The 14,992-nt window shown below is 76.4% G+C and carries 13 protein-coding genes; 5 read left to right on the forward strand and 8 right to left on the reverse strand.

The window, feature by feature from the left end:
• Positions 1–73 precede the first annotated feature (73 nt).
• From XF36_RS15870 to XF36_RS34165, 3 genes are all read right to left on the reverse strand, one after another.
• A complete protein-coding gene (locus tag XF36_RS15870; RefSeq protein ID WP_060712591.1) occupies positions 74–1,315 on the reverse strand; it encodes an LCP family protein in 1,242 nt (413 codons plus the stop codon).
• Between the two features lie 212 nt (positions 1,316–1,527).
• Positions 1,528–1,704 (reverse strand): ArsR/SmtB family transcription factor, encoded by a 177-nt coding sequence (locus XF36_RS34160; protein ID WP_238588901.1) that lies wholly within the window; start codon positions 1,702–1,704, stop codon positions 1,528–1,530.
• Positions 1,701–1,877: a hypothetical protein gene (locus XF36_RS34165; RefSeq protein WP_238588902.1), complete on the reverse strand. Its 177-nt coding sequence runs from the start codon at positions 1,875–1,877 to the stop codon at positions 1,701–1,703. The genes XF36_RS34160 and XF36_RS34165 overlap by 4 nt, the downstream gene beginning before the upstream one ends.
• Positions 1,878–1,963: 86 nt before the next feature.
• Between XF36_RS34165 and mgtA the strand changes: the two genes are divergently transcribed.
• The gene (gene mgtA / locus XF36_RS15880) at positions 1,964–4,699 is read left to right on the forward strand and encodes a magnesium-translocating P-type ATPase (RefSeq protein ID WP_060712592.1); all 2,736 of its coding nucleotides are present in this window, start codon (positions 1,964–1,966) and stop codon (positions 4,697–4,699) included.
• A gap of 95 nt (positions 4,700–4,794) precedes the next feature.
• On the opposite strand, the gene XF36_RS15885 is transcribed toward mgtA, so the two are convergent.
• From XF36_RS15885 to XF36_RS15895, 3 genes are all read right to left on the reverse strand, one after another.
• The gene (locus tag XF36_RS15885) at positions 4,795–5,448 is read right to left on the reverse strand and encodes a vitamin K epoxide reductase family protein (protein WP_082375453.1); all 654 of its coding nucleotides are present in this window, start codon (positions 5,446–5,448) and stop codon (positions 4,795–4,797) included.
• The gene (locus XF36_RS15890; protein WP_060712593.1) at positions 5,445–6,092 is read right to left on the reverse strand and encodes a DsbA family protein; all 648 of its coding nucleotides are present in this window, start codon (positions 6,090–6,092) and stop codon (positions 5,445–5,447) included. The genes XF36_RS15885 and XF36_RS15890 overlap by 4 nt, the downstream gene beginning before the upstream one ends.
• 81 nt (positions 6,093–6,173) lie before the next feature.
• On the reverse strand, positions 6,174–6,503 hold the full coding sequence (locus XF36_RS15895; RefSeq protein ID WP_020626885.1) for a hypothetical protein: 330 nt from the start codon (positions 6,501–6,503) through the stop codon (positions 6,174–6,176).
• A gap of 166 nt (positions 6,504–6,669) precedes the next feature.
• Here XF36_RS15895 and XF36_RS15900 point away from each other — a divergent pair, with 166 nt between their 5' ends.
• Complete coding sequence (locus tag XF36_RS15900; protein WP_064485439.1) at positions 6,670–7,155, forward strand: cupin domain-containing protein; 486 nt, start codon at positions 6,670–6,672, stop codon at positions 7,153–7,155.
• Between the two features lie 17 nt (positions 7,156–7,172).
• On the opposite strand, the gene XF36_RS35225 is transcribed toward XF36_RS15900, so the two are convergent.
• Together XF36_RS35225 and XF36_RS15910 are read right to left on the reverse strand one after the other, a co-directional pair.
• Positions 7,173–9,149 carry a response regulator gene (locus XF36_RS35225; protein ID WP_082375454.1) on the reverse strand — a complete coding sequence of 659 codons (1,977 nt, stop codon included), beginning with the start codon at positions 9,147–9,149 and terminating at the stop codon, positions 7,173–7,175.
• A complete protein-coding gene (locus XF36_RS15910) occupies positions 9,146–10,600 on the reverse strand; it encodes a heparan-alpha-glucosaminide N-acetyltransferase domain-containing protein (RefSeq protein WP_202968403.1) in 1,455 nt (484 codons plus the stop codon). The genes XF36_RS35225 and XF36_RS15910 overlap by 4 nt, the downstream gene beginning before the upstream one ends.
• Positions 10,601–10,687: 87 nt before the next feature.
• On the opposite strand from XF36_RS15910, the gene XF36_RS15915 reads away from it, so the two are divergent.
• The 3 genes from XF36_RS15915 to XF36_RS15930 all read left to right on the forward strand — a co-directional run bounded on the left by XF36_RS15915 (position 10,688) and on the right by XF36_RS15930 (position 14,987).
• On the forward strand, positions 10,688–11,170 hold the full coding sequence (locus XF36_RS15915) for a DinB family protein (RefSeq protein WP_060712596.1): 483 nt from the start codon (positions 10,688–10,690) through the stop codon (positions 11,168–11,170).
• Between the two features lie 1,942 nt (positions 11,171–13,112).
• A complete protein-coding gene (locus tag XF36_RS15925; RefSeq protein WP_168169526.1) occupies positions 13,113–14,054 on the forward strand; it encodes a tetratricopeptide repeat protein in 942 nt (313 codons plus the stop codon).
• A gap of 126 nt (positions 14,055–14,180) precedes the next feature.
• On the forward strand, positions 14,181–14,987 hold the full coding sequence (locus tag XF36_RS15930; RefSeq protein ID WP_060712599.1) for an enoyl-CoA hydratase/isomerase family protein: 807 nt from the start codon (positions 14,181–14,183) through the stop codon (positions 14,985–14,987).
• Positions 14,988–14,992: the final 5 nt, after the last annotated feature.

Consider the following 14,992-nt stretch of genomic DNA (forward strand, 5'->3'; position numbering starts at 1 on the left):
ACGGGACGGAGGTCAGGAAGTCGATGATCTCGGTGATGATGGGAGGCTCCTCGGCCGGGGAGGCGGGGCCGCGTCAGTCGACGCAGGGCACCCCGTCGGCGGTCAACTCGGGCTGGGTGTCGACGGCCGGGGTCGGGTCACCCCGGGGCGCCGCGGCCCGTCCGGCCCTGTTCTCCGTGGTGACCGGGGCCGTGGCCGGTGTCGGCGCGGCGGTGTCCGCGTCGTCGCCGGCCCCGGGGTCGGCCGGCGCCCCGGGCGCGGTCAGCCCGGCGAAGAACGCGGTGACCTGCGCCGGGTCGACCTTCACCGCGACACCCTCGCTGCCGGTCCGGTAGTCGGTCCGGCCGGTGGGGATGGTGCGGAAGGTGACCCGGTCCCCGCGCAGCTGCGAGGCGTGGGCCAGCATCGAGGTGAGGTCCCAGCCCTGGTCGAGCACGACCGCCCCGTTGATCGCCTGCATCAGGTCGGCGACGGCCGTCGGGTCGGTGAGGGTGCCCGCCGACAGCAGCCGATGGGTCAGCCCCGCGAGGAACGCCTGCTGGCGGCGGACCCGGTCGAGGTCACCCTCGGGCAGGCCGTGGCGTTGGCGGACGAACTGGAGCGCCCGGGCGCCCTGCACGGTCTGCGGGCCCGCGGCGAAGTCGGCGCCCGAGTAGCTGTCGTGCACCGGCGCCTTGAGGCACACCGGGACGCTGCCGAGCGCGCGGGTGATGTCGGCGAACCCGGCCAGGTTGACCTGGGCGTAGTGGTCGATCGAGACGCCGGTGAACTCCTCGACGGTGCGCACGAGCAGCCTGCTGCCCGCGGCGTTGGCCGCCCGCTCCAGGTCCGGCCCGCTCAGGCCCTGGCGGACCAGGTCCGGCCGGGCCATCGCCGCGCCGCGCGCCAGCGCAGAGTTGATCTTGTGCATGCCGAGACCGGGGACGTCGACCCAGGAGTCGCGCGGGATCGACACCGCGGACGCGCCGAGGTCGGGGTCGTCCGGGATGCGGACCAGCATCAGGGTGTCGGTGTTGTCCTGGCCGTCGGCGTCGCCGGCGTCCAGGGCGTCCAGGACCTCGCGCGGGAGCGGGTTGCCGCGGGCGTCGACCCGGGAGTCGCTGCCGACCAGCAGGATGTCGGTCGCGCCGTCGGCGACATGCGGGCCGGTGACGTCGGCGGTGGTCAGGCCGCCGGTGCCGCCGACCATCGCCCAGCCGGCGCCGGTGGCGAGGAAGACCGCGACCGACAGCGCCGCGACGAGGCCGCGGACGCGGTGCCACCGCGGGGCCGGTGTGCGCTCCTCGGCGCGGGGCCAGGGGGCGACCGGGCGCATCGGCGTGGTGGGACGGGCACCGGGGTCGGCGGGCCGGGACCGCGGACCGGCCGACGCACCGCCGGGGACCGCCGGTGACGACCGGGGTCCGGCGGGTCCGCCGGAGCGGGGCCACCCCCGCAGCGCCCGGGTGTCGCGCCGGGGCGTCGGGGCGCCGGGCGGACGGGGCGTGCCGGCACGGTCCGGTCGCGGACGGCCCGGGGGCGGCGGCGTCACGCGCTCCCCCGGTCGCGGACGGCGTCCGGCCCACGCCGGCGGTCCTGCACGGCCACCACGGTGCGGACCACCTCGACCATGCCGGCGTCGGCGATGACGTAGATCTGGTGGCGGCCCTCGCGACGGGCCCGCACCAGCCCGGCGAGCTTGAGCTTCGCCAGGTGCTGGCTCACCGCCGCCACCGGCTGGCCGAGGACCGCGGCGAGCGGCCGACGTCGCGCGGGCCGTCGGCGAGCAGCCAGACGATCTGCAGCCGCGAGGTCGCGGCGAGCATCCCGAACGCCGCGGCCGCGTCGGCCAGCAGCTCGGGGTCGAGGGGCTGCGGGCCCTCGGGGGCGGTCTCCACCGGACCTCCAGACAGTTGGATCACTTACGCAACTGTTACCGTACCGGGCGGTGCCGGACGCGGTGCCGGGGACCGGAGGAGCACCGTTGGACCGGGCGATCGGACGCGACGGTGCCGCGGCGCGGCCACCACCCGCACCCGCCGGTCCGCCCGCCACGCCCGGCGAGCCCGCGCTGCGGCGCTGGGCGGACGCCGACGCGTTCGCGCTGTTCCGGGGCCTGGAGTCCTCGCGCCGCGGACTCTGTGAGGACACCGCCGCGCTGCGGCTGCACGTCCACGGCGACAACGCCACCGACGCCGTCCGGCGTACGGGCGCGGCCGCCCGCGCCCGCCGCGCGCTCGCCGGCCCGTTCTCCGGCCTGATGACGGTGCTCGGGGTGCTGCTCGCCGTCGCCGGCAGCCCCGGCAGCGCGACGCTGGTGCTCGTGGTCGCCGCGCTCGGCGTCGGGCTGTGCCTGTGGCACGCCGTCCGCAGCGACCGGCTCTCGCGGGAGCTGCGGGCGCACGCCGCGACCACGGTGACGGTCCGCCGCCGCCCTGCCCCCGGGACGACACCGCGGGGCAGCGAGGTGCCGCCGGAGGACCTGGTGCCCGGCGACGTCGTGCTGCTCGGCGCAGGCGACCCCGTCCCGGCCGACGCGCGGCTGCTGCGCGCCCGGGACCTGCTGGTCGACCAGTCGTCGCTGTCCGGGGAGCTGCTGCCGGTGGCGAAGGCTCCGCCGTCGTCACGGGCGCCGTCGTCACGGGGGCCGCGCCCGGCGCCGCGGCGACGGCCGTCGCGGGCCGGGTCCGACGACGGGCCGGTCACCGCGCACCCGGCGCTGCTGTTCGCCGGGAGCACCGTGGTGCGCGGCACCGCGACGGCGGTCGTGCTGGCCACCGGCGCGCACACCCACACCGAGGAGCTCGCCGGGCGCGGCCGCCGTCCCCGGCCGGAGTCGGAGGTGGACCGGGGCCTGCGGTCGGTGCGCCGGGCACTGGTGCGCTGCATGCTGCTCGCGGCGCCGCTGGTGCTGCTGGTGAACGTCGAGGTGTCCGGCGACGTGCGGCAGGCGCTGCTGTTCGCCGTCGTCGTCACGGTGGGGCTGGCCCCCGAGCTGCTGCCGCTGATCGTCGGGACCACGCTGCTGCGCGGCACCACCCGGCTGCGCGAGTCCGGGGTGCTGGTGACCCGTCCGGAGGCCATCCACGACCTCGGGTCGATCGACGTCGCCTGTCTGGACAAGACCGGCACGCTCACCGAGGACCGGGTGGTGTTCACCCACTCCGTCGACGTCGACGGCCGTCCCGACCCCGCCCCGGCGGACGCGGCGGCGGTCGCGGTGCGTTTCCAGACCACCCCGCGCGACGGCCTCGACGACGCCATGGCCGCCGCCGACCGGGACGGGTCGGCGCTGCTGGCCCACGGCCTGCTCACCCGGGTCGAGGAACTGCCGTTCGACCACGCCCGTCGCCGCTCCGCGGTGGTGCTGCGCGACGCGCACGACCCCGGTGAGCTGGTGATCGTGCGCGGTGACCCGGACACCGTGCTCCCCCGCTGCACCCGGGTCGCGCGCGCGGGCGGGCCCGTCGAGCTGACCGCGTCGCTGCGGGTCGCGGCCGCCGACGCGGTGGCCGGACACCGCGCGACCGGGCTGCGGGTCGTCGCCGTCGCCACCCGCCGGACACCCCTGCTGCGCCCGCTCGGCGCCGGTGACGACGACGATCCCGAGCGCGACCTGCTGCTGCTGGGCTTCGTCGGGATGGTCGACCCGGTGCGGGAGTCCGCGGCCCGTGCGGTGGAGCGCTTCGCCGAGCAGGGCGTCGCGGTGAAGGTCCTGACCGGCGACGACACCGCGGTCGCCGAGCAGGTGTGCGCGCGGGCCGGGATCGCCGTCACCGGGGTCCTCGACGGGGCCGCGCTCGACGCGCTGGGCGAGGTCGCGCTGGCCCGCGCGGTGGAGCGCACCACCTTGTTCACCCGGCTCGGACCGCTGCAGAAGGAGCGGGTCGTCGCCGCGCTGCAGGCCCGCGGGCACACCGTCGGGTTCCTCGGCGACGGCCTCAACGACGTCGGCGCGCTGCGGATCGCCGACGTCGGGATCGGCGTCGACGGGGCGGTGCCCGCCGCGCGGGCGGCCGCGGACATCGTGCTGACCGACCGCAGCCCCGACGTCGTCGTCTCCGCGGTCGAGGAGGGCAGGCGGACCCTGGGCCGCGCCACCCGCTACCTGACCGTGACCGCCGCGCTGAACGTCGGCAACACGCTGTCGGTGCTGGTCGCCTCCGCGGTGCTGCCGTTCCTGCCGCTGTTGCCCGCGCAGCTGCTGCTGCAGGGCGTGCTGTTCGGCGTGGCCGCGCTCTCGCTGTCGTTCGACCGAGTGGAGCCGGGGTGGACGGCGCGGCCCCGGCGCTGGGACACCCGCGGGATGCTCTGGTTCATGGCGGTCCTGGGGCCGCTGGCCTCGGCGTTCGACCTGGTCACGTTCTGGGCGGTGTGGCGCTTCCTGGGCCTGGACACCCCGCAGGAGCAGGCGGTGTTCCAGGCCGTCTGGTTCTCCGAGGGCATGCTGTCCCAGGTCCTGGTGCTGCTCCTGCTGCGGACCAGGGCGGGACGCGCGTCGCGGCCGGTGGTGGCGACGGTGTGCGCCGTCGTGCTCGCCGGGCTCGCGGTGCCCTACACCCCGCTCGCCCCCCTGTTCGGGATGGCGGCGCCGCCCGCGGTGTGGCCGCTGCTGGCGGCCGTCGTGCTGCCGTTCCTGGCCTGCGTGGCCGCGATCCGGCCGCTGTACCTGCGTCATGTGCTGGGGATCGACGCCGCGGACCTCCGCCGGGAGCGCTGACCGTCGCGGGGCCGGGGACGTGTGTCCCCGGCCCCGCGGACCGGTTCAGAGCGACCCAGAGCAGCTCGGAGCAACGCAGAACGGCTCAGAGCAGCTCAGAGCAGCGAGGACCAGTAGGTCCAGAATCGCTGCAGGATCAGCGCCGCGATCACCAGGAACCACAGCACGACCGGCACCGCGTGGTAGCCGGCGATCCGGGCGTGCAGCGCACGCGCGCCGCCGCCGAGGGCGTCCAGGGTCGCGAGCAGCGAGTACCAGAAGATCGGGATCGTCACGACCCATACGACCATGCAGTACGGGCAGAGCGCGCCGATCCGGTACAGGCTCTGGACGATCAGGTAGTGCACGAACACGACGCCGAGCGCGGACCCGACGGTCAGCCCCACCCACCACCAGCGCGGGAAGCGGGCCCCGGCCAGCAGGGCAACACCCGTCGTCACCACGACCGCGAACGCCCCGATCCCGAGCAGCGGGTTCGGGAACCCGAAGAACGCCGCCTGCGGGGTCGTCATGACCGACCCGCAGGACAGCACCGGGTTGATGCTGCACGACGGCGTGTAGCTCGGGTCCATCAGCAGTTCGATGCGCTCGACGGTCAGTGTGAACGCCGAGACCGACCCCAGCACGCCGCCGACGACGAGCAGCCACGGCAGGAACCGCGGCACCGGCCCCGGCACGGCCGGGGCGTCGGGGGTGACGCGGGAGAACTCCTCGGTCCGTGCCGCGGAGGGCGCCGACGGGACGCTCATCGGTTCACCGCGGCGTCGAGGGCGTCGGTGATGTCCTGTACCGAGCGGAGCTGCACCTTCTCGCCGTTGACGAAGATCGTCGGGGTGCCCTCGACGCCCGCGGCGGTCCCGGCGTCCTTGTCGGCCTGGATCTTCGCGGCGGTCGCCGGGTCGGCGATCGCGGCGTCGTAGGCGTTCAGGTCGAGGCCGAGGTCCTGGGCGTAGCCGCGGAACACCGTCGCCGCGTCCGTGGACTCGGACCAGTCGCGCTGGGTCTGGAACAGCCGCTCGTACATCGGGTGGAACGCGCCCTGGGCGCGGGCGGCCTCACCGGCGAGTGCGGCCGCCTCGGCGTTCTGGTGCATCGGCAGCGGGAAGTTGCGGAACACGAACTGCACGCGGTCGCCGTACTGCGCCACCAGCTGGTCCATGATCGGCTGGACCTGGCCGCAGGCGGGGCACTGGAAGTCGGCGAACTCGACCAGGGTGGCCGAGGCGTTCGGGGCGTCGTTGAGGCGGGCGGCGTCGGCGGTGACGAGGCTGTCGGGCGTGCCGGCGGCGGCGCCGGTCTCCGGGGCGTCGGGACGCGTCGCGAACAGCAGGGCGGCCACGATCAGCGCGAACGCGCCGAGGGCGGCCAGGGAGATCTTCACGTTGCGGGTCATCGGGAGTCTTCCTCCACGGGCCCGGCACGGTGGCCGGGTCGGAACGGGTGCGGGGACACGGTGGCGGGGTGACCGCACGCCTCAGTTGCGGTCCACGCAGAGGTGCTCCACCGGCGACGGCGCGCACAGGGTCCGTTCCGGTGCGGTGGGTGGCGCGACGCCCGCGTGCCCGGAGGGCAGGACGGAGACGACGGCGACCGGGACCAGCGTGGGGACCGGCACGTCGTCGTCGCGGCGGGGGGCCTGCTCGCAGTCCCCCGGGTGCAGCAGCGTGAGCGGGTGCTGCGAGCAGTCCGAGCCGACGACGACCGCCGGCGCGGCGCCGTGGCCGCCCGAGGCGGTGGCGACGGCGGGTCCCGCGCAGAGCACCAGGGCCAGGACCAGCAACGTCAGCGGGGCGAGAACGCGCACGTGCCTCACCCACCTCTCCGCTCCGGCCACGGCCGGACGCCTCCGGCAGCGCCGGTGACGATACCGAGGGGCGCTCGCCGCCCCGGCGCTCCCCCACGGCCCCCGCGCGGGCGGTGACCGGCCGCAGCGCCGGGACGCCCGGTCACCGGTCCGCTACGTTCGGTGCGTGAGCTTTCCCGAGCCCGGCGCGGTGTGGCGCCCCGCCGCGACCACCGAGCGCGCCGTGACCTCCCCGACCGGCTCGTGGACCCGGTTCGCCGCCCCCGGCACGGAGGTCGGTGGCGGGTTCGGTCTGTTCGAGTCGTGGATCCCGGCGGACTCCCCCGGCGCGCTGCCGCACCTGCACACCGGGTTCACCGAGAGCTTCTACGTCCTCGACGGCGCGCTGCGGATCATGACCGGCGAGACCCGGACCGAGGCCGTGCCGGGTGACCTGGTGCACGTCCCGCACCGGGGCGTGCACGCGTTCCGCACCGGCCCGGACAGCGACGCGCGGTTCCTCATCCTGTTCGTGCCCGGCGCGCCGCGGGAACGCTACTTCCGGGGGCTGGCGGAGTTCGCCGCACGGGCGACACCGCCGTCGCCGGAGGAGGTCGACGCGTTCGCGCTGACCTGCGACCAGGTCAACCTGCGCGACTACCCGGGCTTCTGAGCGGGGCGGCCGGTACTTCAGCTGACCAGACCTGCCCGGAACGCCAGCGCGACGAGCTGGACGCGGTCACGCGACTGCGTCTTGGCGAGCAGGTGCCCGATGTGGGTCTTCACCGTCGCCTCGGAGACGACGAGGTCGGCCCGGATCTCGGCGTTCGACCGGCCGTTGCCGACGAGGACGAGCACCTCCCGCTCCCGCGGGGTCAGCTCGGCGAGCGCGGCGACGGCGTCCACCGACGGCTCCGCGGCGGCCGGCTCGGGCGCGGTGAGCAGCGGCCGGGTGGCGCGCAGCAGCCGCCGGGTGGAGACGGGGTCGACGACCGAGTCGCCGCGGTGCACGGTGCGGACGGCCTCGATGAGATCCTGCGGGGACACGTCCTTGAGCAGGAAGCCGCTGGCACCGGCGGCGATGGCCTCGGTGACGGACTCGTCGAGGTCGAAGGTGGTCAGCACCAGGACCCGCACCCCGGGGTGCTCGGCGACGACCCGGTGGGTGGCGGCGATGCCGTCGAGGCGGGGCATCCGCACGTCCATCAGCACGACGTCGACCTCGGTGCGGTCCAGCTCGGCGAGTGCGGCCTCGCCGTCGCCGGCCTGGGCGACGACGGCGAGGTCGTCGCAGGAGTCGAGCACCATCGCGAAGCCGGTACGGACCAGCTCCTGGTCGTCGACGAGCATCAGTCGTACGGGGTTCACCGTTCTCCTCGGGCCGGGGGTGTCAGGGGCAGGCGCAGCCGGACCGTCCAGCCGCCGTCGGCGCGCGGTCCGGCCTCGACCGAGCTGCAGGGCGGCGCGCTCCCGCATGCCGGTCAGGCCGTGCCCGCCGCGCGGCGGGGTGGGGACGGGGCCGCGGGCGCCCTCGTCGTGGACGCGCACGGTCAGCTCGTCGGGGGTCCACCGCAGCTCGACGTGGGTGGGCACGCCGGTCCCCGCGTGCTTGATGACGTTGGTCAGCGACTCCTGCACGATCCGGTAGACGCTCAGACCGGGGCCGGTCGGGAGCTCCCGCGGGGTGCCGACGGTCCGCAGGTCCACCGGCAGCCCGCCGGTGCGGACCTGCTCGACGAGTGCGGGGACGTCGCCGACGCCGGGCTGAGGACGCGCGGGGTCGGTGTCGGTGCCGTCGTCCGGGCCGGTGTCGCGCAGCATCGACAGCAGACCGCGGACGTCGGACAGCGCGGAACGGCCGGTCGTCGCGATGCCGGCGAGCACCTCGACGGCCTTCGCCGGGTCGCGCTGCGCGGCGAACTGGCCGCCGTCGGCCTGGGCAATGATCCCGGACAGCGAGTGGGCGACGACGTCGTGCACCTCGCGGGAGATCCGCGACCGCTCGGCCAGCAGCTCGAGGCGGACCTCCTGGCGGCGGCTCTCCTCCAGCAGCCGGTTGCGTTCGCGCAGGTCGAGGGTGCGGCGGTGGGCGGCGCGGCGGAGCGACCCGAGCAGCCACACCAGCAGCGGGACCGTCGCCATCGCCCCGATCAGGGCCAGCGCCACCAGCGGTGTCATGTCCGGGGAGGCGAACAGGGACGCCGGGCCGCGGGCCACGAACGGTCCGAACACCCCCACCATGAGCACGACCAGCGCCAGCCAGCCCGCCCAGCGGGGCCCGTAGGCCACGGCCGAGTACCCCATGACCAGCGACGGCAGCAGGTACGCGGCCATCGTGCCGGGCAGCCCGAAGGTACAGACCAGCGCGACGACCGCGGTCGCGATCGCGGCCGGCATCGGGTACACCCGGCGCAGCGGGACGGGCAGCGACGCCAGCACGGAGACGACCAGCGCCTCGATCCGCATGTCCGAGCGGACGCCCTTGCCCTCCAGTGTCCAGCTGACCGCGACCCAGATGAGCAGGGCGGCCAGCACGGCGTCGACGACGACGGGGTTGCGCCGGCCGAGTGCCACCGCACGTTCGACGAGGGTCGGGGCCTCCGAGGGCGACGAGCGCAGCGCGGGCAGCCGGCGCACGGCGTCCCGCAGCCGTGTCGCGGTGCTCATCGCGTCTCCTCCCGGCCGGGACGGGCCTGTGGCACCTGTCGCGCCGGCCGTGCCGACCCCGTGGTCGATGATCGCCGATACCCGATCGTGTCGGCCCCCCGGCCCGCCGTCGTCCTGTCCATGTCCCCAGCCTCGCGCGGGGCGGCCGCGCGAGGCATCGGAGCGGGGTCCGATCCCCGGTCTCCGACCGTGGGCGGAGACCCGGCGGCGCGGACGGAGACGCCGTGTACCAGTGCCTCCAGCGGACCGCGCCCGACGAGCCGGCGCCAGGTCCACGCCGTGACCACCGCCAGGCCCGCGACCAGCGCCGTTGCCGCCCACGGCGCGTCCTGCGGCCACCCGCCGAGTGCGGCGAGCAGCGCGATGTGCCCGGCGTACAGGGTCAGCGCGAGCGCGCCGGTCGCGGTGAGCGGGTCGAGCAGCCGTCCCCCGTACCGCGCGGCGAGCAGGCACAGGCCGAGCACCGCGACGGCGACCCCGGCCGCCCCGACGACGTCGAACGGGCTGCCGCTGTGCGGGGTCGCGGCGAGCAGCCAGGCGGGTGTGGTGGTGGCGACCGTGCCCAGGGCGGTGCCGCCGAGCAGCTGCAACGCGAGCTCGGCCGGGACGCCGAGCCGGTCGGCGACGGGCGCGACCGACGCCAGGAGCGCGTCGCGCCCACCCAGGACGTCCAGCGCCAGCCAGGACCCGCCGTAGCCGAGCACCGCGCCGGCGGCCCCGCCGGCGACCAGCCGGGGGCCCGCGGTGCGCAGGTCGAGCCGGCCGAGCGCCATCCCGAGCAGCAGGAACGGCATCCAGGTCAGGACGGGGTAGGCGCCGCTGAGCAGCACCGTGTCGAGCGCGTGGAGCAGGCCGGCGGGCGAGGTGAGGTCGGACAGCTGCACGGTCGCGCCGAGCACCGTCCGGCCGTCGGCGTCGGGGGTGGACCCGAACCGGGCACGCAGCAACCAGGACAGCAGCGGCCCGGCGACGGCCCAGACCGCGGCGGCGACCGCGAGCACCAGGGCCGGCGCGAACAGCACCGGCAGGAGCAGCCAGAACAGCACCCCGTAGACGACGAGGATGACCATCGGTCCACTGCTGATCTCGGCCAGGAGCAGCCCGAGGGCCACCAGCAGCAGTCCCCGCACCGCGATCCGGCGGCGCAGCCACGCTCGGTTCCGCGCGGTCGGCGCGGCGAGGACGGGCGCGGCCATCATGGTCAGCGACACCCCGCCGAGCACCGCGAACAGCACCGCGGCGCGCCCGGTGACCGCCTGCACCAGCCAGCTCGGCCCCGCGGCGACGGCGACGTGCGCGACGATCATGCCGAGGACCGCGAGACCGCGGGCGGCGTCGAGGCCGGCCACCCGGGTCCGTCCGGGACGGTGCCGGCCGCGCGGCCACGACCCGCTGTCCGGTCGTGCGGGTGGCACCTGCGGTGGGCCGGGGATCCGGTCTGTCGTACTCATGCTGCAACGATGCGGGCCCGGGCCGGCCGGACGCGTCGGAGCGGGGAACGATATGCGCCGTCCGACCACGGTCGTACGGTCGCTCCCATGAGCGATCCCTTCGCGGTGATGGTCGGCGACGAGCGGACCCAGCTGACGGCGTTCGTCGAGGAGTACCGGACGCTGATCGCCGGCCTTCTCGACGGGCTGACCGAGGAGCAGGCGCGACGGCGGCTGGTCCCATCGGCGACGACGCTGCTGGGGCTGGTCCGGCACGCCGCGTTCATGGAGACGGTGTGGTTCGGCATCGGGGTCCACGGCGCGACGCGCGCGGAGCTCGGCATTCCCGAGACCGTGGAGGAGTCGTTCCTGCCCCGTGACGACGAGACCATCGACTCGGTCCGGGACCACTACCTGCGGGTGTGCGAGCGTTCCCGGGACGCCGTGGCCGGGCTGGCGCTCGACGACACCGTGACCGGACGCGGGTACCCGATCACGGTCCGCTGGCTGCTGCTGCAGGTCCTGCGGGAGCTGGCCCACCACTGCGGGCACGCCGACATCCTGCGGGAGCAGATCCTGGCGGCGGGCTGAGTCGCCCGCCGCCACGTCCGTCGGTCCCGGGCGGGTCAGGCCCCGGGGCCGGCCGGGGCCGTCGGTGCGGTGCCGCCACCCGCAGCGCCGCCACCCGCAGCGCCGCCACCCGCAGCGCCGCCACCCGCAGCGCCGCCTCCTGCAGGGCCGCCTCCTGCAGGGCCGCCGCCTGCGGTGCCGGCCGCCGGCGGGTGTCCGGTCGACGGGCCGCCGGTGCCACCGCCGGATCCGGGGCCGGTCGCGTCCGGGACCCCGTTCCCGGTCCCCGTGCCGGATCCCGTCCCTGCTCCCGGTCCCGGGCCCGACGCGGGCCCGGCTCCCGCCGGGGGCGCCGGGACCGGTGCGGCTCCGGTACCGGAGGGCTGTCCCGTGCCAGCGCCGACGGAGCCCGACGGGGTCGTCCCCCCGGCGGGCGCGCCCGGAGCCGCCGGACCGGTCCCGCCCGGAGCCGGAGCGGCCGCTCCGCCCGGAGCCGGGGCAGCCGGTGCCACCCGGCCACCCGCCGCCGGTCCGCCCGGAGCCGGCGGAGCGGAGGGCGCCGCCGGTGCGCGGCCGCCGCCCGGTGCCGGGCTCGGTGCCGGGCGCTGTGCCGCGCTCGATGCCGGGAGCTGTGTCGCGGGACCGCCCCGCCGCTCGTCCGGGCCCGCGGCCGGGTCCGGGCGGGACGCGCGGTCGGGACCCGGGTCGGCCCGGTACCGACCCGGCGAGGCGAACCGATCAGGCGCCCCGTCACCGGAGGAGACCCCGGGCATCGGGACCATGGGTCCCGGCCCCCCGGGGAGACCCGCGGTCACCCCGTCCGGGCGGGTCACCGCCGTCGGGTCGGTCGCGCCGGGCCAGCCTCCGCCGTCGCTCTGCTCCGACACCAGCGCGACCGCGCCCGCGGCCGCACCGGCGGCCGCCAGCAGGGATCCGACCAGCACCGCTGCCGTGAGCCGGGGCGTCGCGCGCGACCCGACCGCGGGGACACCGGGCAGGGCCGGGTGAGGGCCGGTCGGCGGTGGCAGCGAGCGGGCGCCGTCGGGCGGTGGGACGGGCGGCGCTCCGGGCACGCTCGGCCCGGCGATGCCCGGCGCAGCGGCAGCGGGCGCCGTGGATCCCGGTCCCGCGGCAGCCGTCGACGCAGCGGCCGTCGACGCAGCGGCCGTCGACGCAGCGGCCGTCGCCCCAGCAGGGGTCGACGTGGCCGGGGTCGACGCAGCAGCGGTCGCTTCGACGGAGGCGGGCGCGGCGGAGGCCGGGCCCGGCTCTACGGTGCTCTCCCGATCACGGTCGGACGTGCCGGAATCCGGCGCAGCACCCGTCGCGGCGGGCACCTCGGCGGTGAGCACCGGATCCGCGGTTGCGGGGTCGTCGGAGGACGGTGCAGCGGCATCCGGCACCACACGGAGCGGCGTCACGCCGGCCCCGAACGCCTCGATGCCCGGAGGACCGGGCTGGTCCGCGGGCGGGGCGACGAGCGGCGCCACCCCCAGGAAGGGCGACGTCGGCCGCAGCGGGGGCCGTGGAGGCGGCGGGCGGAAGGGCCGGCGCACCGGCCGGTCCACTCGGTCACCGGCGACGGGGTCGGCGCCGGTGTCTGGACGCCGCACCGCCCCTGCGTCGTCCGCGACCTCACCATCGGTGTGGTCGGCGTCCCCCTGCCTCGACACGACGTCCCCTCTCCGCACTGCGTTCACGCGATTGTCGAGCACACGGGCACCGCGCTCCAGGTGCCGCGACGGCCGTGCACCCGTTCGGGGTCGCCGACCGCACGGCCGGGTGGCCCACGGACGGTCCGCGCGCTCGCTGTCACACAAAGTGACGAAAGAACGAGTCTCTTCATCGAACACCCCTCCGAGGTGCGCGTTGTTCCCCCTAACAAGTACGCTCCGTTACTAGCGGGTGGGCCGTTCGAGTGATCGCGGCTCGTTCTCGGAGTATGGAGGGGGTCGGGTTGTCCATGACCGAGCGGAGGGTTCTCGCCCGGCACCGAGGTGCCGGACGGTCGACGACGACCGCCCCCCTGCGCGAGGACCTGCGCGTCCGTCACGACCGCGCCGCGACCGACGTGCGCACCGCGGGACGTCGGGGCGACATGCCCGCGCTGCTGGACGCCACCCGTCGCGCCCAGCAGGTCCTCACCACCGCCCGTCGCGACCTGGGTCCGGACGACCCCGACACGCTCGTCGCCGAGGGGACCCTCGCCGTCGCGCTGCTGCTCGGCTACGACCGCACCGGCGGGCTGGAGCTCGCCACCCGCAACCTCGCCGCCCGGGAGGCACTGCTCGGCCCGGACCATCCGGCCTCACTCGCGGCCGCCGACGCCGTGGCCGCGGCCCACCGGGAGACCGGCGACGCCGAGGAGGCGGTCCGCCGGCACGAGGACGTGGTCACCCGGCGGACACGGGTGCTCGGCGAGACCCATCCCTGCACGATCGCCTCCCGCGCCGCGGTGGCGATCGCGCGTGCCGACACCGGCGACCTGCGCGGCGCGGCCGGGCTGCTCGCCGCGACGCTCGAGGTCGCCGAGCGGGCGCTCGGCGACGGGCACACGGTGACCGACGACGTGCGGGAGCTGCTCGCCGACTGCCGCGCCGCCAACGCCGCGGAGGGCGCTGCGGAGCCGACCGCAGAGCCCGCCGCAGAGCCCACCGTGCGGCCCGCCGCGGACTCTGCCGGGCAGCCCGCCGACCGCACCGAGCCGCCCACGGGCGTCCTGCCCCGGATGCGCCCGCCGACCGGGGAGCCCGACCCGCCGACCGGCGTCCTCCCCCGGATGCGCCGTCCACCCGAGGACGCCGAGCCCCCGACCGAGGTCCTCCCCCGGACCCCGGACCCGCGCGAGGACACTCTCCCGATCGTCTTCGACCGGCCCTCCGGCCCGCTGCGCGTCGTGCGCTGAGCGGCCCGACGGGCTCGGGCCCGCCGGTGCAGAGTGACCACGGGGCGGGCGACGTCGTCGTGGCCGGGGTCGCGGACGCCCTCGACTCCTCGACACGCTCTGCCCGCAGCCCCCCGGAGGACCCCCATGACCCTCGATCCGAGCACCTACACCCAGCTGCGGTTCGAGCGCCGCGACGACGGCGTCCTGCTCATCACCATCGACAACCCGGCGAAGTACAACGCCGCCGACGAGGTCCTGCACGGCGAGCTCGCGCGGGTCTGGCGGGACGTGTCCGCCGACGCCGCCACCCGGGTCGCGGTGATCACCGGGGCCGGGAAGGCGTTCTCCGCGGGCGGCGACCTCGGCATGGTCGAGCGGATGGCCGGCGACCACGAACGCGTCTCCCACATGCTCCGGGAGATGTCCGACCTGGTCTGGAACATCATCGACTGCGAGAAGCCGGTCGTGTCGGCGATCAACGGCGTCGCCGTCGGCGCCGGGGTGGTCGTCGCGCTGCTCGCCGACATCGCGATCGCCGCCGAGGACGCGAAGCTGGGCGACGGCCACGTGAAGCTCGGCGTCGCCGCCGGGGACCACGCCGCGATCATCTGGCCGCTGCTGGCCGGGATGGCGAAGGCCCGCTACTACCTGCTGACCGGCGAGATGGTCACCGGCGCCGAGGCCGAGCGGCTCGGGATGGTCGCGAAGGCGGTGCCGCGCGACCAGGTCCTCGACGAGGCACTGCGGGTCGCGCACGCCCTGGGCACCGGCTCCCAGCAGGCCATCCGGCTCACCAAGCGGGCGTTGAACTCGTGGCTGCGCAGCGCGGGACCGGCCTTCGAGCAGTCCGCCGCCTACGAGATGCTGACCTTCATGGGCCCCGACGTGGTGGAGGGCGCCGCCGCGCTGCGCGAGAAGCGTCCCCCCGACTTTCCCTCGGCACGGGGCTGAGCCTG

Source organism: Pseudonocardia sp. HH130629-09, from assembly GCF_001294645.1.
Lineage (GTDB): Bacteria > Actinomycetota > Actinomycetes > Mycobacteriales > Pseudonocardiaceae > Pseudonocardia.